21 protein-coding genes are annotated in these 20,233 nt (G+C 59.7%); 12 read left to right on the top strand and 9 right to left on the bottom strand.

All coding sequences use genetic code 11. From position 1 onward, the window contains the following. The first annotated feature begins 38 nt into the window (after window positions 1-38). Window positions 39-764 carry a beta-ketoacyl-ACP reductase gene (locus GVK95_RS17425; RefSeq protein WP_159951899.1) on the top strand — a complete coding sequence of 242 codons (726 nt, stop codon included), beginning with the start codon at window positions 39-41 and terminating at the stop codon, window positions 762-764. A gap of 241 nt (window positions 765-1,005) precedes the next feature. Here the strand turns inward: GVK95_RS17425 and GVK95_RS17420 are convergent, their stop codons facing one another. From GVK95_RS17420 to GVK95_RS17410, 3 genes are read right to left on the bottom strand one after another with little or no spacing between them, the layout of a single operon-like run. Then, window positions 1,006-1,260, bottom strand: coding sequence for a glycine zipper domain-containing protein (locus tag GVK95_RS17420; protein ID WP_159951897.1), 255 nt, complete (start codon window positions 1,258-1,260; stop codon window positions 1,006-1,008). Window positions 1,261-1,287: 27 nt separating this feature from the next. Then, window positions 1,288-1,440 carry a DUF3309 family protein gene (locus GVK95_RS17415; protein WP_159951895.1) on the bottom strand — a complete coding sequence of 51 codons (153 nt, stop codon included), beginning with the start codon at window positions 1,438-1,440 and terminating at the stop codon, window positions 1,288-1,290. Continuing rightward, the gene (locus GVK95_RS17410) at window positions 1,373-2,446 is read right to left on the bottom strand and encodes an alpha/beta hydrolase (RefSeq protein WP_159951893.1); all 1,074 of its coding nucleotides are present in this window, start codon (window positions 2,444-2,446) and stop codon (window positions 1,373-1,375) included. Before GVK95_RS17410 ends, GVK95_RS17415 begins: the two co-directional genes overlap by 68 nt. 390 nt (window positions 2,447-2,836) lie before the next feature. Here GVK95_RS17410 and GVK95_RS17405 point away from each other — a divergent pair, with 390 nt between their 5' ends. The 4 genes from GVK95_RS17405 to GVK95_RS17390 all read left to right on the top strand — a co-directional run bounded on the left by GVK95_RS17405 (window position 2,837) and on the right by GVK95_RS17390 (window position 7,863). Then, window positions 2,837-5,947: a helicase-related protein gene (locus tag GVK95_RS17405; protein WP_159952109.1), complete on the top strand. Its 3,111-nt coding sequence runs from the start codon at window positions 2,837-2,839 to the stop codon at window positions 5,945-5,947. A gap of 1 nt (window position 5,948) precedes the next feature. Beyond that, entirely contained in the window at window positions 5,949-6,362 is a 414-nt protein-coding gene (locus GVK95_RS17400; protein ID WP_007604401.1) for an RNA-binding S4 domain-containing protein, read from the top strand. A 195-nt stretch (window positions 6,363-6,557) separates the two neighbouring features. Further along, entirely contained in the window at window positions 6,558-6,896 is a 339-nt protein-coding gene (gene fdxA, locus GVK95_RS17395; protein ID WP_159951891.1) for a ferredoxin FdxA, read from the top strand. A gap of 394 nt (window positions 6,897-7,290) precedes the next feature. Further along, window positions 7,291-7,863 carry a CarD family transcriptional regulator gene (locus tag GVK95_RS17390; protein WP_113142698.1) on the top strand — a complete coding sequence of 191 codons (573 nt, stop codon included), beginning with the start codon at window positions 7,291-7,293 and terminating at the stop codon, window positions 7,861-7,863. Window positions 7,864-8,018: 155 nt separating this feature from the next. Here the strand turns inward: GVK95_RS17390 and GVK95_RS17385 are convergent, their stop codons facing one another. From GVK95_RS17385 to GVK95_RS17375, 3 genes are all read right to left on the bottom strand, one after another. Next, complete coding sequence (locus GVK95_RS17385) at window positions 8,019-8,747, bottom strand: Bax inhibitor-1/YccA family protein (protein ID WP_159951889.1); 729 nt, start codon at window positions 8,745-8,747, stop codon at window positions 8,019-8,021. A 182-nt stretch (window positions 8,748-8,929) separates the two neighbouring features. Beyond that, on the bottom strand, window positions 8,930-11,476 hold the full coding sequence (locus tag GVK95_RS17380; protein ID WP_159951887.1) for an ABC transporter permease: 2,547 nt from the start codon (window positions 11,474-11,476) through the stop codon (window positions 8,930-8,932). Further along, window positions 11,473-12,186 (bottom strand): ABC transporter ATP-binding protein, encoded by a 714-nt coding sequence (locus tag GVK95_RS17375; RefSeq protein WP_159951885.1) that lies wholly within the window; start codon window positions 12,184-12,186, stop codon window positions 11,473-11,475. The genes GVK95_RS17380 and GVK95_RS17375 overlap by 4 nt, the downstream gene beginning before the upstream one ends. Window positions 12,187-12,264: 78 nt before the next feature. Here GVK95_RS17375 and GVK95_RS17370 point away from each other — a divergent pair, with 78 nt between their 5' ends. Both GVK95_RS17370 and thpR read left to right on the top strand, forming a co-directional pair. Next, window positions 12,265-12,912 carry an arylesterase gene (locus tag GVK95_RS17370; protein WP_159952108.1) on the top strand — a complete coding sequence of 216 codons (648 nt, stop codon included), beginning with the start codon at window positions 12,265-12,267 and terminating at the stop codon, window positions 12,910-12,912. Window positions 12,913-12,978: 66 nt separating this feature from the next. After that, window positions 12,979-13,572, top strand: a complete 594-nt coding sequence (thpR, locus tag GVK95_RS17365) for an RNA 2',3'-cyclic phosphodiesterase (protein WP_159951883.1) — start codon at window positions 12,979-12,981, stop codon at window positions 13,570-13,572. Here thpR and GVK95_RS17360 read toward each other — a convergent pair. Beyond that, entirely contained in the window at window positions 13,506-13,979 is a 474-nt protein-coding gene (locus GVK95_RS17360; protein WP_159951881.1) for a low molecular weight protein-tyrosine-phosphatase, read from the bottom strand. The genes thpR and GVK95_RS17360 overlap by 67 nt on opposite strands. 27 nt (window positions 13,980-14,006) lie before the next feature. Between GVK95_RS17360 and GVK95_RS17355 the strand changes: the two genes are divergently transcribed. From GVK95_RS17355 to rlmN, 4 genes are all read left to right on the top strand, one after another. Then, entirely contained in the window at window positions 14,007-14,309 is a 303-nt protein-coding gene (locus GVK95_RS17355) for a 4a-hydroxytetrahydrobiopterin dehydratase (protein ID WP_159951879.1), read from the top strand. A gap of 59 nt (window positions 14,310-14,368) precedes the next feature. After that, complete coding sequence (locus GVK95_RS17350) at window positions 14,369-14,761, top strand: YkvA family protein (protein ID WP_159951877.1); 393 nt, start codon at window positions 14,369-14,371, stop codon at window positions 14,759-14,761. Window positions 14,762-15,031: 270 nt separating this feature from the next. Continuing rightward, on the top strand, window positions 15,032-15,535 hold the full coding sequence (locus GVK95_RS17345) for an invasion associated locus B family protein (RefSeq protein WP_007605881.1): 504 nt from the start codon (window positions 15,032-15,034) through the stop codon (window positions 15,533-15,535). 236 nt (window positions 15,536-15,771) lie between these two features. Next, window positions 15,772-17,016 (top strand): 23S rRNA (adenine(2503)-C(2))-methyltransferase RlmN, encoded by a 1,245-nt coding sequence (gene rlmN / locus GVK95_RS17340; protein WP_159951875.1) that lies wholly within the window; start codon window positions 15,772-15,774, stop codon window positions 17,014-17,016. Window positions 17,017-17,070: 54 nt separating this feature from the next. On the opposite strand, the gene GVK95_RS17335 is transcribed toward rlmN, so the two are convergent. Together GVK95_RS17335 and GVK95_RS17330 are read right to left on the bottom strand one after the other, a co-directional pair. Further along, complete coding sequence (locus GVK95_RS17335) at window positions 17,071-17,712, bottom strand: LysE family translocator (protein WP_159951873.1); 642 nt, start codon at window positions 17,710-17,712, stop codon at window positions 17,071-17,073. Between the two features lie 83 nt (window positions 17,713-17,795). Then, the gene (locus GVK95_RS17330) at window positions 17,796-18,650 is read right to left on the bottom strand and encodes an SDR family NAD(P)-dependent oxidoreductase (protein WP_159951871.1); all 855 of its coding nucleotides are present in this window, start codon (window positions 18,648-18,650) and stop codon (window positions 17,796-17,798) included. Between the two features lie 298 nt (window positions 18,651-18,948). Between GVK95_RS17330 and GVK95_RS17325 the strand changes: the two genes are divergently transcribed. Beyond that, complete coding sequence (locus GVK95_RS17325) at window positions 18,949-20,172, top strand: argininosuccinate synthase (RefSeq protein WP_159951869.1); 1,224 nt, start codon at window positions 18,949-18,951, stop codon at window positions 20,170-20,172. Window positions 20,173-20,233: the final 61 nt, after the last annotated feature.

Raw genomic sequence — 20,233 nt, 5'->3', positions numbered from 1 at the left:
TTTTGCCAGAAAATCCAGAACAACATGGGGAGGAAGATATGAGCAGAGTCGCTTTGGTAACGGGTGGTACGCGCGGCATCGGCGCGGCCATCTCCGTCGCACTCAAGGCCGCAGGCTACAAGGTTGCGGCAAACTATGCCGGCAATGACGAGAAGGCCAAGGCCTTTGAGGCGGAAACGGGCATTCCCGTGTTCAAGTGGGATGTCTCCGTCTACCAGTCCTGCGTCGACGGTATCGCCTCGGTCGAGGCCGCTCTAGGTCCGGTCGAGGTGCTGGTCAATAATGCCGGCATCACCCGTGACGCGATGTTTCACAAGATGACGCCGGACCAGTGGAACGAGGTGATGAACACCAATCTCACCGGTCTCTTCAACATGACGCATCCGGTCTGGACCGGCATGCGCGACCGCAATTTCGGCCGCGTCATCAATATTTCCTCGATCAACGGCCAGAAGGGCCAGATGGGTCAGGCCAATTATTCGGCGGCCAAGGCCGGCGATCTTGGCTTCACCAAGTCACTGGCGCAGGAGGGGGCTGCCAAGGGCATCACCGTCAATGCGATCTGCCCCGGTTATATCGGCACCGAGATGGTGAGGGCTATCCCGGAAAAGGTGCTAAACGAGCGGATCATTCCGCAGATCCCGGTCGGTCGCCTGGGTGAGCCGGAGGAAATCGCCCGCTGCGTGGTCTTTCTGGCATCCGACGATGCGGGTTTCATCACCGGTTCGACGCTCTCTGCCAATGGCGGGCAGTTCTTCGTCTGAAGGCGATGTGCTGCCGATCCATTAACGATTGGCAGCAGACGCCTGCATCCAAACGACTAATATCCACCGTTTCCTATGGTTAAGTAATTGTTATTTCACAATATCTAGCGGTGAACAAACCAGGAAACCCGTTGCGTCCGCGATTCGTCGCCGATTCGTTCCGGCTTTGACCAAGAGGTTAATTCCGGGCACAAAAAAGCCGCCAAACCCAGGTTTGGCGGCTTTGTCTGTCGCTTCCGACTTAGCGGCAGCGTGCTTCGTAGGTCCGGCCATAACGGTCGCGGTAGACGCAGTAGCCAGCGCGTTCCTGCGAATTGCCGATCAGGGCACCTGCAACACCACCAACGGCTGCGCCGACGGCTGCGCCACGAACATTACCGGTCGCCACGCCGCCGATCACGGCACCCGACGCTGCGCCGATCGAGGCGCCACGCTCGGTGGCGGTGCAGGAAGCAAGCGGGGCAATCAATGCCAGTGCAAGAAGGGTCTTTTTCATTGTCTAAGTCCTTTCGACGACGTCGCGTTAGATTCGGCCCATCAGCATCAGGATGATGAGGATGAGAAGTACCAGACCCAAGCCGCCAGACGGGCCGTAACCCCAGCTGCGACTATGACCCCAGTTCGGCAGAGCGCCGATCAGCAGAAGAATAAGAATGACGACAAGAATGGTGCTCATTAGGGGCCTCTCCTAAGCCTATGGGAAACATTGTGTTCTGTGCTGGTTGAACGTCTCCGGCTTTGATTTGTTCCATTGGGTTTGCAAGAGCGTTGAGCAATCTGTCGAGATGGTTCGGCATGAGATTGTCAGCGGCTTTGCGAAGGGATGGCAGAGTGAACTTCGACCGGCGGGCGTGGATAAAGCTTTCCACGATCCTGTCGGTCTGCGTCTGATGCTCGACCATCGGCAGATGGCCGCATGCGCTGAAGATGACGGTTTGCGCCTGGGGCAGAAGCTTCGAGACGCGCAACTGGTGCGCCGGCGGGACAATCGCATCATTGGCGCCCACGAGATTGAGGACTGGCAGGCGCAGCTGCTGCAGGTCCGACAAGAGGCTCGTTCCAGACATGAACCGGATACAGGCCGCGATGTCTTCCGAACGGCCGCGCAACAGATTTTCGCGGACTTTCTCCATGGCGACGCGCGCATGATCATCTTCCCAGGGGCACGACTTGTCGTAGACGCATTCGACAGAGCCCCAGCGAAACTGGTCGCTGGTCGAGATCCAGCGACGAAAGAACTGGCGAAACAGATAGGGTCCCATGTGCGGGAGGCGCAGCAATCGCGCTGCCAGTCGCTCTTGCCCCTCGAAACGCCCGCAGGCAAAGGCACCCATCAGGATCACAGACTGAACCAGTTCCGGATGGTCAAGGGCGAGAAGCAGGGACACGAATCCACCGGTCGAGTGACCAATCAATGTCACCGGACGACTGCCGAAATCGCGGCGTATCGCCGCCGCCAGCGCCTCGGTCACTTTCTGTCGCGTGATGGGCTCGCCGGGAGCGTCGAGACTCCACGGATGGTGGCCGGGAAGGGGATAGGCTGCGGTCCGACCTTGACGGGTTATCTCCGGTGCATAGGCATGCCAGAACGCCGGTGCCATGACCATGCCGTGCAGCAGCACGAAGTCCTCGCCATCGCGTTTGCGGCTAATCCATTCTGCAGGTGGGAGTGTCAGTGTCATCTCAGCGATACCTCGGCTGACTAAACGCGGAGATCCGAGCCGAGGTTCCGTCGCTGGAACACGTTAACATCGGCCTGTTTCAGGCCGGAGTGCCGATTCTGCCGATTCAGGATATGGTGGGTAATAGGACAAAGCAGACCGATATATAGCCGTGAACAAATCCTGAATCCGTCCGAGTCTGTGATTCGTCGCTGATTCGTTCGCCCACTGTTCCACCGGTTAATTTGCGCGCAAAAAAATGATTCTGATCAAGGGTTTGCCGGGTTTTTCCGGGCGCGTGCGACAAGCGGCTTGCCTTTGGTGCACTTCGTCGCCATTTGTTGCCCAGGGTCGTCACCCCCTTTGGTACGGCGGCCCTGTGAATCGGAGCGGTCGTTGAATACCCAACCCATGATCCTGAGTGGCCGCAGCGTGACAGCCGTGCTGGGGCCAACGAATACGGGCAAAACCCATTTCGCCATCGAGCGCATGGTTGCGCATGGATCGGGGATCATCGGACTGCCGTTGCGGCTGCTTGCCCGCGAGGTCTATACCCGGGTGGTCGAGCGCGTCGGCGTTCAAAATGTTGCCCTGGTGACCGGCGAGGAAAAGATCTCGCCGCCGAATGCGCGCTTTTCGGTTTGCACTGTCGAGGCCATGCCGCGCGAAACCAAAGCGTCTTTCGTGGCGATCGACGAAATCCAGCTCGCCGGCGATCTCGAGCGCGGCCATATCTTTACCGATCGGCTTTTGCATCTGCGCGGACGCGACGAGACCCTGTTGCTCGGCTCGGCAACAATGAAGCAGATCCTGATCCAGTTGCTGCCGGGCATTACCATCGTCGAGCGGCCAAGACTGTCGCAGCTGTTTTATGCCGGACAGAAGAAGATCACGCGGTTGCCGCAACGCACCGCGATCGTGGCTTTCTCTGCCGATGAAGTCTACGCCATCGCCGAGTTGATCCGCCGTCAGCGGGGCGGTGCTGCCGTCGTACTCGGCGCGCTCAGCCCACGCACCCGCAATGCACAGGTCGGGCTCTATCAGGAAGGCGATGTCGAATACCTGGTCGCAACCGATGCCATCGGCATGGGGCTGAACCTCGACGTCGACCATGTGGCTTTCGCCCAGGATCGCAAATTCGACGGTTTCCAGTTCCGCAATCTGAATGCCGGCGAGCTTGGGCAGATCGCCGGTCGCGCCGGGCGGCATCTCAAGGATGGTACCTTCGGCGTCACCGGCCGTGTTGATCCGTTCGATGAGGAACTGGTCGAGCGGCTGGAAGCGCACCAGTTCGATCCGGTCAAGGTCTTGCAATGGCGCACGTCACATTTCGACTATTCCTCGGTGGCAGCGCTGCAGCGCAGCCTGGATACGGCGCCGAAGGTCGGAGGGCTGACGCGGGCCTTGCCGGCCATCGACCAGCAGGCGCTTGAGTTTCTGGCGCGATATCCCGAGGTCATAGACCTTGCCAATCGCCCCGAACGGGTCGAGAAGTTGTGGGAGGCCTGTGCGCTGCCCGATTATCGGCGTATTACGCCCGCACAGCATGCCGACCTGATTCAGAGCCTGTTTTTCGATCTGGTTCGTCAGGGCGCGGTGAATGAAGATTTTCTTGCCGAACAGGTCCGCAGGGCCGATCGGACCGATGGGGAAATTGATACACTTTCTGCGCGAATCGCGCAGATCAGAACTTGGACTTATGTGTCGAACCGGCCCGGTTGGCTTGCCGATCCGACACACTGGCAAGAAAAGACGCGGGAAATCGAAGACCGATTGTCCGATGCGCTACATGAACGGTTGACGAAACGCTTTGTTGATCGCAGGACATCTGTGCTCATGAAGCGCTTGAGAGAGAATGCAATGTTGGAAGCTGAAATCAGTGTGAACGGTGATGTCTTTGTTGAAGGGCATGCCATGGGACAACTCTCCGGTTTCCGGTTCACGCCGATTTCCGGGGCCGAAGGTTCGGATGCCAAGGCGATCCAGGCTGCTGCCCATCGGGCAATGGCGCTGGAATTCGAAGCGCGCGCTGCGCGGCTTCATGCCTCCGGCAACAACGATCTGGCCATCGGATCGGATGGACTGGTGCGCTGGGTCGGCGATCCGGTGGCGAAGCTGACCGGCGCCGATCATATCCTGCATCCGCGGGTAATCCTTCTGGCCGACGAACAGTTGACCGGTAACGCGCGCGATCATGTCGCTGCGCGTATCGAGCGCTTCGTCAACCATCATATCTCGACCATCCTGAAGCCGCTTGACGATCTGTCGCGTGCCGAGGATCTGCAGGGTCTGGCCAAGGGGCTTGCCTTCCAGCTGGTTGAACACCTGGGCGTGCTTTTCCGCCGCGATGTCTCCGACGACGTCAAGTCGCTGGATCAGGACGGTCGTGCCTCGATGCGGCGTTACGGCGTGCGCTTCGGCGCCTACCACATCTTCATGCCCGCGTTGCTGAAGCCTGCCCCGGCCGAACTGATCTCGCTGCTCTGGGCGCTGAAATATGACGGCCTGGACAAGCCGGGCTACGGCGACCTCATTCCTGTTCTGGCCGCAGGTCGCACATCCGTCGTTACAGACCCGACCTATGAGCGGATGTTCTACAAGCTTGCCGGTTTCCGATTCCTCGGCAAGCGTGCGGTGCGTATCGATATTCTCGAGCGTCTGGCTGATCTGATCCGTCCGCTGCTGCAGTGGAAGCCCGGTTCGCCGGCGCGTCCGGACGGCGCCTATGACGGCCGTCGCTTCACCACGACGACGGCCATGCTGTCGATCCTTGGGGCGACGCCGGACGACATGGAAGAGATCCTCAAGGGTCTCGGCTATCGCGCCGACAGCGTGTCTGCCGAAGACGCAGCCGGTTTCCTTGCGGCCCAGACGTCGGGAACTCCTGCGGCTGCCGAAGCTGCTACCGAAAAGAATGATGACGACAGCGTCGACGATGCTGATCACGCCGCTGCGGACGCTTCTGCTGAAGCACCGGCTGTCGAGGCACCTGCAGCCCAGGAAGCCGTCAGCGAAACATCTGTTGGCGAGGCCTCCGGTGCCGACGCGCCGGTGGCGACGATCGAGGCTGCAGATGGTGCGACTGCTGACGCCGATGCGACGCCTGCCGAGCCGAAGCCGGTCCTGCTCTGGCGTCCGGGTGGTCGTAGCGACAACCAGCGCGGCGCCCGTCCGGCGGGCGACCGTCGCCCGCAGGGCCAGCGTGCGCCAGCCGGCGACGGCAAGACCGAAGGCCGTCGCGATGATCGCCGACGCGACGGTGGTCGCAACGAACAGGGCAACGGACAGGGTCAGGGCGGCAAGCCGCGCGACAACAACAATCGTGGCAATGCTGGCAAGGGTGATCGCCAAGAGCGCGGCGATCGTCAGGACCGCAAGGATCGTGGTCCACGTCCGGAGCGGGACAACAACAAGTCGCAGCCTGCCCGTTTCGAGGCGAAGCCGCCGCGCAAGGAAAAACCGGTGGATCCGGATTCGCCCTTTGCCAAGCTCGCTGCCCTTAAGGAACAGATGAAGAAGTAAGATGGACGAAAAGCAGCCACCAAGCGGTTCGCGTCAGCGCATCGACAAGTGGCTGTTCTTTGCCCGTGTGACAAAATCACGCAGCCTGGCGCAGGAGCGCGTGACCGGCGGGCGGGTGCGCGTCAACGGTCAGTCCGTGCGTCAGCCGAGCTATCAGATCAAGCCGGGAGACCGGCTTGAGATCGCCATGCCGGAACGCGATCTGATCCTCGTTGTCCGCTTGCCCGGTGAGAGGCGTGGCCCCTATGAAGAGGCCCGGCACCTCTATGAGGATCTCAGTCCGCCGCCGATCAAGAAGGATGCCTTCACGCCGATGGAACAGGCAGTAAGGGCGCCTGGAGCCGGTCGCCCGACCAAACGGGACCGTCGCATCATCGATGAGCTGCGTTCCGGACCTGATTGGGGCGACGATTAGAAAATTTGTGGCGCCTGTGGCCAAATGGAGGATTGATAATCCTTGCCTTGGGCCTGAGAACACAGTAGCTCACAACGCTGTCCGACAGAAATCCCCGATGGGGACGCAAGGCCTCCGGTCCGGGGCAAAAAGCCCGGAATGCATTGAGATGCCAGACGTTCCCAGCCCGTGCATAACGCCATCCTGGAGTGCCGCATGACCTATATCGTCACAGACAATTGCATTCGCTGCAAATACACCGATTGTGTCGAGGTCTGCCCTGTCGACTGCTTCTACGAGGGCGAGAACTTCCTCGTCATCCATCCCGATGAATGCATTGATTGCGGCGTTTGCGAACCGGAATGTCCGGCTGAGGCTATCAAGCCAGATACCGAACCGGGCCTTGATAAGTGGCTGAAGATCAATACCGATTACGCGAAGATCTGGCCGAATATCACGGTGAAGAAAGACTCGATGCCGGAAGCCAAGGAAATGGACGGCGTCACGGGTAAATTCGAGAAGTACTTCTCCGAGAACCCAGGTTCCGGCGACTGAGCTTTCACAGCAAGGCCTACTTGTTTGTTCAGGAGGGCCGAGGCACAGTTTTTTTGCTCCTTGGCGCCATTTCGGGCGCCAAGCTCGCCACGATTGTGACGCTCGGCAGTAAAATATTGATTTCCTCGTCTTTTTGTGATAGCCTCATAAAACTGTTCCACTTTGCGGCATAGTTGTGCCCAGAACCATCACGAAAGCAACTTCACCATCGACCGCGGTCTCCGTGACATAAACGGCATTTGCTTGTCGTGTCTCTGTCGCGACGAGGGGGATGTTTGTTTGTGACGGATTGGATCAGGATGGAATAACCTGGCGGTTTCTTCCATCTCATCCGGGCCTGACCGACCCGGCGCCGGCATTATGCCGGGAGCAAAACAGGGAGTTTTTGAATCGAATGACGACTCAGCAGAAAAAATCCTCGGCACGCCACGGTTTTAAAACCGGCGAGTCGATTGTCTACCCGGCACATGGCGTCGGTACCATCACCGCTATCGAAGAGCAAGAAGTGGCCGGCATGAAGCTTGAGCTTTTTGTAATCGATTTCGAAAAGGACAAGATGCGTTTGAAGGTTCCGGTTGCCAAAGCCGTGAGCATCGGTATGCGCAAGCTGTCCGAAACCGACTTTGTCGAACGCGCTCTCAAGGTTGTGCAGGGCAAGGCGCGCGTCAAGCGTACCATGTGGTCGCGCCGGGCGCAGGAATATGATGCCAAGATCAATTCCGGTGACCTTATCTCGATTGCAGAAGTCGTTCGCGACCTCTATCGCGCAGAGAACCAGCCGGAGCAGTCCTATTCCGAGCGTCAGCTTTATGAAGCTGCTCTCGACCGCATGGCGCGGGAAATCGCCGCCGTGAACAAGATGTCGGAGACCGAGGCCGTTCGCCTGGTCGAGGTCAATCTTGCCAAGGGCCCGAAGCGTGGCAAGACGATCGAAGAAGAAGACACCCAGGAAGAAGAAGCGGCATAAGCCGATCCTCTCATGGGTCACCTATAAAAAGCCTCCGGTGCGAACCGGAGGCTTTTTTGTGTCTCCTGTTTGCGGCTTCTGCGGAGCAGGCAATAAAAAACCCCGCCGGAGCGGGGTTTTCCATGACAATCGGCAGAGCCGAACTGCGTCCTGGTTTAGTTGCGGTTTCCGAGGAAGCGCAGCATGAACAGGAAGAGATTGATGAAGTCGAGATAGAGGCGCAGCGCGCCCATGATGGCGTTGCGGCCAGCCGTCTCCTTGCTGTCGGATTCAGCGTAGGCAGCCTTGATCGCCTGGGTATCATAGGCGGTCAAGCCGGCGAAGATCAGCACGCCGATCACCGAGATGGCGAAGTCGAGCGCCGAAGACGCCATGAAGATGTTCACCAGCGATGCAATGATAAGGCCGAACAGACCCATCATCAGGAACGAGCCCATGGCTGACAGGTCGCGCTTGGTGGTGTAGCCGTACAGCGACAGGGCACCGAAGGACGCGGCGGTGACGAAGAAGGTCTGGACGATGCTGGCGCCGGTGTAGATCAGGAAGATCGACGACAGCGACAGGCCCATCAGGGCGGCATAGATCCAGAATGTCATCTGCGCAGAGGCGACACTCATCTTGTGGATGCGGAAGCTCAGGAAAAACACCATGGCGACCGGTGCCAGGATCACGACCCAGCGCAGCGGCGAGCCGTAGATCGCCTGAGCAAATGCCGGGCTGGACACGGCCATCTGGAAGGTTGCGTAAGCGGCAATACCGGTGATGGCAAGGCCCAGCGCCATGAGGTTGTAAACCTTGAGCATGTAGGCGCGCAGACCTTCGTCGATCATCGTAGCCGACTGGGTCTGGCCCGCACGGCTCTGATAGTTGCGAAGTTCAGACATTGGTTTCCTCTTTCAAGCTCCGAGGGATGACGGTGCGGACGAAGCGCCCGGGCGCCGCTGCGGAGCTCAGCATGCGTAACAACAATATGAGGTGTTCCCGGGTCTTGGACAAGAGCCGAAAGCTTAAATCGCGGTAATCCGCCCGACTGTGGGTGAAGAGTGCCAGAAGTTTTGTTTCTGACTTAAAGTTCACGTAAAACGGGAGCCGCTTTCTGTCCGAGAATGCGCCAGGTGCCGGCCAGACCTATGCCGATGGTGACCACGAGAGCAATCAGGATTGTCATCACCGCGACATCGGGGAGGAAGTTGGACGGAAGCTTCATGATCTGGCTCAATACGTACCAGGCGATGCCGCCGCCGGCGATGAGGGCAAACAGCGCGGTGGCTGCGCCAAGCAGCATGTATTCGTAAGTGAAGGCGCGGATCAGCATGGCGCGGGTGGCGCCCAGCGTTTTCAGGATGACCGCATCATGCGTTCGCGCGCGGTTGCCGGCAGCAAGAGCGCCTGACAGCACAAGCACCGAGGCAACCAGGGCCAGGGCGGCGGCGGCCCGGATCGCCGTGGCAAGTTGCCCAACCAGACGGTCGACCACCTCAAGGGCATCCTTGACCCTGACGGTGGTGATTGTCGGGAATGCCTGCGTGACTGAACGCAGGATCGTGGCTTCCTCGGCAGATGTCGCCTCGCCATCGATCAGGGTTGCCAGCCAGGCATGCGGTGCACCGGCGAATGTGTTGGGGGAGAAGACCATGACAAAATTCATCGACAGGCTTTCCCACTGAACCTTGCGGAAGTTGGCGATCCTGGCGGTGATGCTGCGCCCAAGCACATTGACGGTCACGGTGTCGCCGATCTTCAGGCCAAGCTCCCGGCCTTCCTGTTCGGAGAAGGACACGAGCGGCTCTCCAGCGTAGCCATCCTGCCACCATGTACCTTCCGTCACGCTGCTGTTTTCCGGCACGTCGCGGGCATAGGTGAGGCCACGATCGCCGCGCAACACCCAGCGACCTTCCGGGGGCACGTTGATCTTGGCGACATCCGTGCCATTCAGTGCCAGGATGCGGCCGCGCAGCATCGGAACTTCGACCAGCTTGCCTTCGGGGGCTTGGCGCTGGACAAGGCTGCGGAAGCTGTCGAGCTCGCTGCCCTGGATATCGACAAAGAAGAAGTTCGGTGCGCGGTCCGGCAGATTGCCGGTCAGTTCGCGGCGCAGATTGCCATCGATCAGCGCCAGTGCCACCAGAAGGCTCAAGCCCAGACCAAGCGAAAGCGTTACCGCCGGCGTCAGGGCGCCTGGCCGATGGATATTACCGACGGCGAGACGCAGCGCTGCCGAGTGGATCCGCGGGCTGCGGCGCGCCGCCAGCGCGATCAGATAGGCAACGACGCGCAAGAGAACAAATCCTGCGGCCATGGCAACGAGGAAGACCGTCGCTATGCGCTTTTCTTCCGATGAATAGATCGCAAGGGCTGCGAGCGCCGCCAGCGCCAGAGCGGTCGCAAGAAGATAGGGCCAGGACGGCAGGCCACGGGTCTCGAAGCCCTGCTCGCGGAACAGGGCTGTTGCCGGAACCTGGCGCGCATGGCCGAGCGGCAGGATGGCGAAGGCGAGCGTGACGAGGATGCCGAAGACCGCAGCCAGAAGCAGCGCGCGCGGATAGAGCGTCGCTTCCGTCGAGATCGGCAGGATGCCGGCCAGATAGCTGGCCGTTATCGGTGGCGCAATGGCGCCCAGGGCCAGTCCGATCAGGATGCCGACAGAGGCGACCAGGGTAATCTGGATCAGGTAGACCATGACGACTACCGATGCCGGAGCGCCGACGCATTTCAGCGTGGCGATGACGGTACGCTTGGAATCGAGAAAGGCGCGCACGGCGTTTGCGACGCCGACGCCGCCGACCACCAGGGCCGTCAGGCCGACGAGTGTCAGGAACTGCGAGAAGCGCTCGATGTTTTCCGTCAGAGCCGGTGCTGCACGATCGCTGCTGCGGATCGACCAGCCGGCATCGGGAAGTTCCGTCTGGGCGCGCTGACGTATGGATGCCGGATCGGGCGCAGGGTCGCTGAAACGAACCTTGTAGGCTTGTTCGACGAGGCTGCCGGTTTCGGTCAGGCCGCTTGCCAGTAGAGCGGTGCGGCTGGTCAGGAAGCGCGGTGCAAAGCCGAAGCCATCGGAAATGGAATCCGGCTCATTGACGATCACACCATTGATCCGGAAGCGGGCATTGCCGACGAGGATTTCATCGCCAACAGCCATGTTCATCCTGTCGAGCAGCAATTGCGCAACGACTGCACCATAGGCGCCGTCGCGTTGCGCAAGGAGCTCTGACAAGGGCTGGTCGGGTTCGGCCGTGAAACTACCATAGAGCGGATAGGCATCATCAACCGCTTTCAGCTCAACCAATGACTGGTCGGCGCCGTCCGGCAGGCGCGCCATCGAGCGCAGCGCCGTCGTCAGCGAAATGGTGCCCAGTCCCTGCAGGAAGCGCAGTTCCTCGGCGCTGGCCTCACGGTTGTTGAGTTCGAAACGCATGTCGCCGGCGAGCAACGTGCGGCCTTCCGAGGAAATCGCATCGGTGATGGCGGTCGAGACGGAGTTGACGGCGGCGATGGCGCCGGTTCCAAGCGCGATGCAGGCGAGGAAAATGTAGAAGCCCTTGAGGCCGCCGCGCAATTCGCGAAGCGCGATGCGGAAGGCAATCCGCATGCGTGATGCAAAACCGCTCATGCGAGCACCGCGGCCGGGCGGCTGAATTCGGCGGCGCTGTCGCCTGCAATCGTGCCGGAGGCGACGCGAACCTGGCGCGAGCAGCGCGCCGCCAGCGCATTGTCATGCGTGACGAGTACGAGTGTCATGGCGCGCTCGGCCTGTTTGGAAAACAGCAGGTCGGCAATCTGGCGGCCGGTTTCGGTATCGAGATTGCCGGTCGGCTCGTCGGCGATCAGAACGGCCGGGGACGGAGCCAGGGCGCGAGCAATGGCCACGCGCTGCTGTTCGCCGCCCGACAATTGTCCGGGATAGTGGTTCAGGCGCTCGCCAAGGCCAACGGCCTCCAGCTCCTTGCGGGCAATGTCGAAGGCGTTGCGGACATTGGCCAGTTCCAGCGGAACCGCGACATTCTCGATCGCTGTCATATTGGCAATCAGATGGAAGGACTGGAAGACGATGCCGATATTCTTGCCGCGGAAATCGGCCAGCGCATCTTCGTTGAGCGCGTGCAGCGCGGTGTCGCGGACATGGATTTCGCCGCTGTCCAGCCTTTCGAGGCCCGCCAGAACCATCAGCAGCGTCGACTTTCCGGAACCGGAGGGGCCGATGATGCCTACGGCTTCCCCTTCGGCGATGGTGAGATCAATATCTTTCAGGACATGGACTGAGGCGGCGGCATTGCCCAGTGTGAGATCGGCGCTTTTGAGCTCGATGATGGTTTTTCTCACGCGCGGCCGTCCTATATCTATTGGAAATCAAATTCGTTGCCGCAGGATGCGACCTGAGGGCAATCTAGGAAAGCCATGATGAGATTTAAAGCCGTAGCCCTTCATTTCACCGTGATCCTGATGGCGGCGCTGGGCACCGCCCGCCTTGCCTCTGCAGAGACGATCCAGTTGGTCGGCTTCGGCGACAGCTTGATGGCCGGCTATCAATTGCCGCAGGAGGATGCGCTGCCGGCCCAGCTGCAGCGCGCGCTGGTGGCCAGAGGACATGACGTCGTCATCACCAATGCCGGTGTGTCGGGTGATACGACGTCCGGTGGTCTGTCACGGGTCGACTGGTCGGTGCCGGATGGCACGAAAGGGGTGATCCTCGAACTGGGCGCCAATGATGCGTTGCGCGGAATTCCGCCGGAACAGTCGGAAAAGAACCTCGACCAGATCATCAGCCGCTTGAAGGCGCGCCACATTCCCATCCTTCTCGTCGGTGTGCTGGCGCCGCCGAATATGGGGGCGGATTATGGCGACAAATTCAATGCCATCTATCCTCGCCTGGCCGAAAAATACGAGCTGCCGCTCTATCCATTCATCCTCGACGGTGTGATCACCGACCGCAGCCTTTTGCTGGAGGATGGCATGCATCCCAATACCAAAGGGCTGGCCTTGATGGCGGAGCGCATGCTGCCCCTGGCCGAAGAGCTGGTGAAAAGCGTTGAGGGTAAGTCTAAATAAGCGCTTGCGCCTGATGGCATTGCGTGATTCGCTGTGAGCATCTGCAAAAGATTCGGGGAGCTCGCGATGCCGAGATTATTCACTGCCCTCGAAATTCCGCGCAATGCTGCGATGAGCCTCTCATTGTTGCGCGGTGGTCTCCCCGGCGCCCGGTGGATTGATGTGGAGAACTACCACATCACCCTGCGCTTCATCGGGGATGTGGACGGACGCACGGCCGACGAAATCGTCGATCGTCTTGACCGGATTGACCGACCGGAATTCTCTCTCTCGCTTAACGGTATCGGTTCCTTCGGTTCGAAGAAACCACATTCGATCTGGGCAGGCGTCACGCCCGCGCCGGAGATGTATGCGCTACAAGGCGAGATCGAACGGATTTGTCAGCGGATCGGGCTTCCTCCCGACCCGCGAAAGTTCACACCACATGTGACCCTGGCACGTCTCAAGCAGTCCCGTCTCGAGGATGTGGTGCATTACTTGAGCGGTCGCGGCGATTTCCACACCGTTCCCTTCCTTACGCCACGCTTCGTGTTGCTGTCGTCAAGGGAATCGGTGGGTGGCGGGCCTTATCTGACGGAAGAAGTGTTTCCGCTTCACGAAAACCGTTCGGTGGCGAATTTTGCGACCAAGGCTTTGCAGCCTGAAAAGAGCATGGTGTAGACGGCGTCGAAATCGGCCTGTCCACCGTAGTAGGGATCCGGGACATCGACACTGGTCGATGTCGCATAACGGCTGAACAGGTGCAGCCGGTCCCGGTGTTCGGCAGGTGCCAGCGCGCGCAAGCGTTCCAGGTTGCTGGCATCCATGGCCAGGATCAGATCGAAGGTGGCGAAATCCTGCGGCTTGACCTGCCTTGCCTTCTGGCTTGAAATATCGATACCGTGGCGACGGGCGGTCAAGATCGAGCGGTGATCGGGCGGATTTCCCACGTGCCAGCCGCCAATTCCGGCAGATGCGATCTCGCCCGAATAAACATCCGATGCAACCACGTGCCGATAGATCCCCTCCGCCAGTGGCGAGCGGCAGATATTGCCGAGGCAGACGAAGAGAATTGAGGGCGTGTTCATCGGCGCATTCCAACAGGAGGTGGAGAGATGAAATACGAGAAACTCGATGACGCGGCAATCGCCGTCCGTCTTGGCGAGCTCAAAGGATGGTCGATCACGCGTGCCGGGGTGGCGATCGAGAAGCACTATGTCTTTCGCGATTTTCGCCAGGCGTTCGGCTTCATGACGGAGGCGGCACTTGCGGCAGAAAAGCTCGATCATCACCCCGAATGGTTCAACGTCTACAAGCGCGTTGATGTTGCCCTGACCACCCATTCTGCGGGCGGCCTGACGGAACTGGATTTCAAGCTGGCCGTTCTGATGGATATGGCGGCGGCACAGGACGATTGAATTCGCCGCGGCCGATCCACATATTCTTGGCGGGTCCAAACGAAGGAAACGATGGGACGATGGATGACGTGAAGATCGGGGAAATTCTGTTGCCGGGCGACGAAGAGACGCAGGAGCGACAGGAAGCGAAGGTTCGTGGCCGCTTCTGGCCCACGTTGAAGAAGGCCGTCCGCCAGATCCCGTTCTCGCGCGATGTCGTGGCTGCATTCTACTGTGCCACGGACCGTGAAACACCTTTTCGTGCGCGCGGCATCCTGCTCGCGGCGCTCGGCTATTTCGTCCTGCCGCTCGATGCTGTTCCCGATGTCTTCGCCTTTATCGGCTTTACCGACGACGTGGCGGTACTGACGGCCGCATTTGCACTGATCAACAGGCATATCAAGGAACGGCACTACGATGCCGCGGATGAGATTTTGGCCGAACAGGCCGAAAATCAAGGCAAGGCGTCCTGAGCACACGCGGGATTGCTGATGAAAAGTCAGATCAGCCTAACTCTCGCCTGATTTCCTGTTTCTACATCGCTACAGGGAGCCAAGATCCGAAACTGGCGGCTTTTTGCCGGATTTCGGATGCCAAATTCGGATGGACGACGCGGTTTGTGACAAGAAGGCGCCTGTCGTTCATCCTTTGGTAAGGTAAATTAAGTCAAACTGAACACAGGTTTTGACGAAGAGCGTCCGGTTTTCGACCGGATGATGGATGGAAACAACCGGCAGGAAGACATGTTTGTAAGAAGTAGCGTAGCCGCACTGGCACTTATCCTGGCAAGCAGCGGGCTCGCCGTCGCGCAATCGCCGACGCGTATCGAGCAGTTCAAGGCCTGGGGTGCTTATTCCTATAAATCCAACGGCGGTACGGTCTGCTACGTATTGTCGGTCCCGACGACCAAGGAACCGGCCAGCGTCAATCATGGCGATATTTTCTTCGTTGTGTCGCAGCGCCCGGGCCAGAACATTTCGTATGAGCCGCAGGCAATGATGGGTTATGCGATGAAGGGCGATTCGAAAGTCAATGTGACGATCGATGACAAGAACTTCGTCCTGTTCGTCAAGGATACCTCGGCCTGGGTCGAGAATGCGGCCGAAGAACCGGCTTTGGTGGCCGCCATGAAGACCGGCAAATCGATGACGGTGAAGGCCACGTCGGCGCGCGGTACCGGCACCAGCTACAGCTATTCGCTGTCGGGTATCTCGGCGGCGCTGAAGAAGATCGAAGGCTGCAAATAAGCCTTTTGGGTTCCAGATGATTGCATGGGGTCGGCACTGCCGACCCCATTCGTCGTTAAGGCTATCGCGTTCATCGTGACGCTGCGGGGTGACGTCGGCTGAAAAAGCTGATATTGGCCCGCCTCAAAGTCGAATGCGCGACCATGTTCCGCATTGCAAAGTCCAGCATTCATGCATCGCCAAACATTGATCGCCGCTCGCCGGTGGCGGCCCTGATATTGGCAAGAGGTTGAACCATGTCCGTCACAGGCACCATTTCTGAACGTCCCAGCACCGTTGCGCCGGCCCTGCGCCCAGGTATCTCGGCTGAAAAGCCGAGCCTGATCGGCATGGACCGGGAAACCCTTGGCGCAGCACTGCGCGAAAAAGGCGTTCCGGAAAAGCAGGTCAAGATGCGTGTCGCGCAGATCTGGAACTGGGTCTATGTACGCGGCGTGTCGGATTTCGACGCCATGGTCAATGTGTCCAAGGACATGCGCGAAATGCTGAAGACGCATTTCACCATTGCCCGGCCGGAAATCGTCGAGGAGCAGATTTCCAATGACGGCACGCGGAAGTGGCTGCTGCGCTTTCCGCCGCGCGGTGCCGGTCGACCGGTCGAGATCGAGGCTGTGTACATTCCGGAAGAGGGCCGCGGAACGCTCTGCATTTCCAGCCAGGTCGGCTGTACGCTGACCTGCACCTTCTGTCATACCGGAACGCAGAAGCTGGTTCGCAACCTGACGGCAGAGGAAATCCTGTCGCAGCTGCTTTTGGCACGTGACCGGCTCGGCGACTTCCCCGACCGTGATGTGCCGCAAGGCGGCATGGTGCCGTCGAGCGACCGCAAGGTGACCAACATCGTGATGATGGGCATGGGCGAGCCGCTCTACAATTTCGAGGAAGTGAAGAAGGCGCTACTGATCGCTTCCGATGGCGATGGCCTGTCGCTGTCGAAGCGTCGCATCACGTTGTCGACCTCCGGGGTGGTGCCGGAAATCTACCGGACCGGCGACGAGATCGGCGTCATGCTGGCGATTTCCCTGCATGCTGTGCGCGACGATCTGCGCGATCTGCTGGTGCCGATCAACAAGAAGTATCCGCTGCAGGACCTGATCGAGGCCTGTCGCAACTATCCGGGTCTGTCGAATGCCCGTCGTATCACGTTCGAATATGTGATGCTGAAGGACGTCAACGACAGTCTGGAAGATGCCAAGGGGCTGATCAAGCTGCTGAAGGGCGTTCCCGCCAAGATCAATCTGATCCCGTTCAATCCGTGGCCGGGCACGAACTACCAGTGTTCGGATTGGGAACAGATCGAGAAATTTGCCGATTTCATCAATGCGGCCGGTTATGCCTCGCCGATCCGTACACCGCGCGGGCGTGATATCCTGGCCGCCTGCGGCCAGCTGAAGTCGGATTCGGAGCGCATGCGCAAGACCGAGCGGCTTGCGTTCGAGGCGATGATGATCGCCAATCACGGGGCTGACGACGAGGATTAAAAAAAAGCGGGCTTCGGCCCGCTTTTTCGTTTCGGACTATTGCCTTGTCAGCCGTCACTTCGCCTGGGTCATCAGGATCTTGGCGGCGAAGATCGAGAAGACGCCGGCAAAGGTGTAGTCGATGCCGCGCAGGATCTTGCGATTGGCCTGCAGCCAGCCGGAGAGGAAATCCGCACCGAAGATGATCGCGATGCCGATCGGCAGCGACAGGATGATCGACCACAGGCCGAGGAAGATCAGCTTGCCGGTGACATGCGGATCGTCGGCGGTGACGAATTGCGGCAGGAAGGTCATGAAGAAGATGATGACCTTGGGGTTGAGCAGATTGACCCACAGGCCGTTGATGAAAGCGTTCAGCCGCGAGGCTTCGCTATCGCCATCGGCCTTGACCACGAAGTTCGAGCCATGGCGGATGGCCTGGATCGCCAGCCAGAGCAGATAGGCAGCCCCTCCGGTCTTCAGCATCATGAAGGCGGTTGGCGATGCGACGATCAGCGCGGAGATGCCGAAGGCAACCAGGATCGTGTGGATCGAGATGCCGAAGCTGGTGCCGGCCAGTACCATCAGGCCGATTGAACGACCATCGCGCAGGGACCGGCTGATCCATAGCGTCATGTCCGGACCAGGTGTCAGGGCAAGAAGCAGAATGGCGAGGCTGAAGGCGAGGAATGTCGGAAGGCTGGGCACGAAATCCATGGGTGACACCGCAAATCAAGAAGCCCGATAAGGCCGGAGTGTCCTTCCTTATCGGGCTTCGTGCGGCTTGCCAATCGGGTGGTTTATTTCGCCAGATGCGCCTTGAAGGCCTCGGTATAGTCCGCATGCCAGCGCGACAGCGGCGGCCTGTTTTCGATGATGTCGCCAGCAGCCCAGGCAATTCGCTTTTCGTCTGTTGCCCGATCGACGTCGTTGTCCGGGCAAAGGATGTAGAAATCGCCTCGGCCGATGCTTTCCAGCATGAATTCGACCGTCTGTTCAGACGTCCAGGCAGCGGCTGGCTTTTCTGCCCGGCCATTGGCGGTGAGCCCGGTATAGACAAAGCCCGGGATCAGCAGATGCGCTGTGACATTGCAGTCCGGGGTGTTGCGCAATTCGTGCTGAAGCGCTTCGGTGAAGGCCTTCACGCCAGCCTTGGCAACGTTATAGGCCGGATCGCCCGGCGGCGTGGTGATGCCCTGCTTGGAGCCGGTGTTGATGATGGTAGCCGGATCCCTGTGGCTGATCATGCCGGGACCGAAGACCCGTGTGCCGTGCACCACGCCCATCAGATTGACGGCGAGAACATTGTCCCAATTGGCCTGCGGGCCAAACAGGCTGCTGCCCGGCTGGATGCCGGCATTGTTCATCAACAGATGAACGCGGCCGAAGCGCTGGATGACGGCACGCTCAAGCGCTTCCAGTTCGTCGCGCTTGCTGACATCGGTCTCGATGGCAACGATGTCGCTCTCGGGATTGTCCGACAGGGCTGCCACCTGCTGGCAGGCTTCGGCCAGCCTGTCACCGCCGAGATCGGCCAAGACGACGCACATGCCCTTCGACGCGAAAGCCTTGGCGGCGGCCAGACCGATGCCAGAGCCAGCGCCGGTCACGACCGCGACCTTGCCCTTGGCTATCACGGATAGGATGTCTGCCATGTTTTGCTCCTTTCGTCTGTCATTGTGCCGGGACGGCATATGGTATGATTTTCCCGCAAGTCAAACCGTACCGCTTCATCGCATGGATAAGGCGACAGGGTCGAATTTGCACTCGATTGATGCGCGGCTGCGGGGCAAGCGCTTCCTCCGGCGATGATTTTCCAGTCTCCAAGAAAGTCGCGGAAGCGACCTCCAGCGGCGCGCTTGCCCTTGCACCGCGCGGGAATCCGGCTAAAAGTGCCGCCAAACCAGGGGCCCAGGTTGGTCGGGCTCGCCTTCATCAACGGACTTTATCATCATGGCACTCCCGAAAGACGTCAAAAAGGTCGTTCTCGCTTATTCCGGCGGACTCGACACCTCGATCATCCTGAAGTGGCTGCAGACCGAACTCGGTGCTGAAGTCGTTACCTTCACTGCCGACCTTGGCCAGGGCGAAGAGCTCGAGCCGGCGCGCAAGAAGGCCGAGATGATGGGCATCAAGGAGATCTATATCGAGGACGTTCGCGAAGAATTCGTCCGCGATTTCGTCTTCCCGATGTTCCGTGCCAATGCCGTCTATGAAGGCGTCTATCTTCTCGGTACCTCGATCGCCCGCCCGCTGATCTCCAAGCACCTGATCGATATCGCCAAGAAGACCGGCGCCGACGCGATCGCGCATGGCGCCACCGGCAAGGGCAATGACCAGGTTCGTTTCGAACTGTCGGCCTATGCATTGAACCCGGACATCAAGATCATCGCCCCCTGGCGCGACTGGGCTTTCAAGAGCCGTACCGATCTGCTGGCCTTTGCCGAACAGAACCAGATTCCGGTTGCCAAGGACAAGAAGGGCGAAGCGCCGTTCTCGGTCGACGCCAACCTGCTGCACTCGTCGTCCGAGGGCAAGGTTCTGGAAGATCCGTCCGTCGAGGCACCGGAATACGTGCATATGCGTACGATTTCGCCGGAAGCGGCTCCCGACAAGGCGACGACCATCAAGGTCGGCTTCGAAAAGGGTGATGCCGTTTCGATCAACGGCGTTCGCATGAGCCCGGCGACGCTGCTTGCCGAACTCAACAATTACGGCCGCGATAACGGTATCGGCCGGCTCGATCTGGTCGAGAACCGCTTCGTCGGCATGAAGTCGCGCGGTGTCTATGAGACGCCCGGCGGCACGATCCTGCTGTCGGCGCACCGCGCGATCGAATCGATCACGCTTGACCGGGGTGCAGCCCATCTCAAGGACGAGATCATGCCGCGCTACGCCGAACTGATCTATTACGGCTTCTGGTTCTCGCCGGAACGCGAAATGCTGCAGGCGCTGATCGACAGGAGCCAGGAGCATGTCGAAGGCGAAGTGACGCTGAAGCTCTACAAGGGCAATGTCATGGTGATCGGTCGCGAATCGCCCAAGTCGCTGTATTCCGACCAGCTCGTCACCTTCGAAGACGATCAGGGCGCCTATGATCAGAAGGATGCGGCCGGCTTCATCAAGCTGAATGCCCTTCGCCTGCGCACGCTGGCAAAGCGCAATCTGGGCAAATAAGTCAGAGGGTTGATCCCTGCTGCTATCTGCGCCCGCCGTTTTTTGACGGCGGGTTTTTCAT

The sequence above is a fragment of the Rhizobium sp. 18065 genome (assembly GCF_902706095.1).
In the GTDB taxonomy this organism is placed as follows: Bacteria; Pseudomonadota; Alphaproteobacteria; order Rhizobiales; family Rhizobiaceae; genus Allorhizobium.
This window is presented reverse-complemented; position numbering and strand designations above follow the sequence as displayed.

Coding starts and splice junctions, on each gene's coding strand:
- GVK95_RS17335 (WP_159951873.1), bottom strand. CDS start 17,712: ATGGATTTCGTGCCCAGCCTTCCGACATTCCTCGCCTTCAGCCTCGCC.
- GVK95_RS17360 (WP_159951881.1), bottom strand. CDS start 13,979: ATGAACACGCCCTCAATTCTCTTCGTCTGCCTCGGCAATATCTGCCGC.
- GVK95_RS17385 (WP_159951889.1), bottom strand. CDS start 8,747: ATGTCTGAACTTCGCAACTATCAGAGCCGTGCGGGCCAGACCCAGTCG.
- rlmN (WP_159951875.1), top strand. CDS start 15,772: ATGTCCGTCACAGGCACCATTTCTGAACGTCCCAGCACCGTTGCGCCG.
- GVK95_RS17355 (WP_159951879.1), top strand. CDS start 14,007: ATGAAATACGAGAAACTCGATGACGCGGCAATCGCCGTCCGTCTTGGC.
- GVK95_RS17415 (WP_159951895.1), bottom strand. CDS start 1,440: ATGAGCACCATTCTTGTCGTCATTCTTATTCTTCTGCTGATCGGCGCT.
- GVK95_RS17400 (WP_007604401.1), top strand. CDS start 5,949: ATGGACGAAAAGCAGCCACCAAGCGGTTCGCGTCAGCGCATCGACAAG.
- GVK95_RS17390 (WP_113142698.1), top strand. CDS start 7,291: ATGACGACTCAGCAGAAAAAATCCTCGGCACGCCACGGTTTTAAAACC.
- GVK95_RS17420 (WP_159951897.1), bottom strand. CDS start 1,260: ATGAAAAAGACCCTTCTTGCACTGGCATTGATTGCCCCGCTTGCTTCC.
- thpR (WP_159951883.1), top strand. CDS start 12,979: ATGCCGAGATTATTCACTGCCCTCGAAATTCCGCGCAATGCTGCGATG.
- GVK95_RS17350 (WP_159951877.1), top strand. CDS start 14,369: ATGGATGACGTGAAGATCGGGGAAATTCTGTTGCCGGGCGACGAAGAG.
- GVK95_RS17410 (WP_159951893.1), bottom strand. CDS start 2,446: ATGACACTGACACTCCCACCTGCAGAATGGATTAGCCGCAAACGCGAT.
- GVK95_RS17345 (WP_007605881.1), top strand. CDS start 15,032: ATGTTTGTAAGAAGTAGCGTAGCCGCACTGGCACTTATCCTGGCAAGC.
- GVK95_RS17325 (WP_159951869.1), top strand. CDS start 18,949: ATGGCACTCCCGAAAGACGTCAAAAAGGTCGTTCTCGCTTATTCCGGC.
- fdxA (WP_159951891.1), top strand. CDS start 6,558: ATGACCTATATCGTCACAGACAATTGCATTCGCTGCAAATACACCGAT.
- GVK95_RS17425 (WP_159951899.1), top strand. CDS start 39: ATGAGCAGAGTCGCTTTGGTAACGGGTGGTACGCGCGGCATCGGCGCG.
- GVK95_RS17405 (WP_159952109.1), top strand. CDS start 2,837: ATGATCCTGAGTGGCCGCAGCGTGACAGCCGTGCTGGGGCCAACGAAT.
- GVK95_RS17330 (WP_159951871.1), bottom strand. CDS start 18,650: ATGGCAGACATCCTATCCGTGATAGCCAAGGGCAAGGTCGCGGTCGTG.
- GVK95_RS17370 (WP_159952108.1), top strand. CDS start 12,265: ATGAGATTTAAAGCCGTAGCCCTTCATTTCACCGTGATCCTGATGGCG.
- GVK95_RS17380 (WP_159951887.1), bottom strand. CDS start 11,476: ATGAGCGGTTTTGCATCACGCATGCGGATTGCCTTCCGCATCGCGCTT.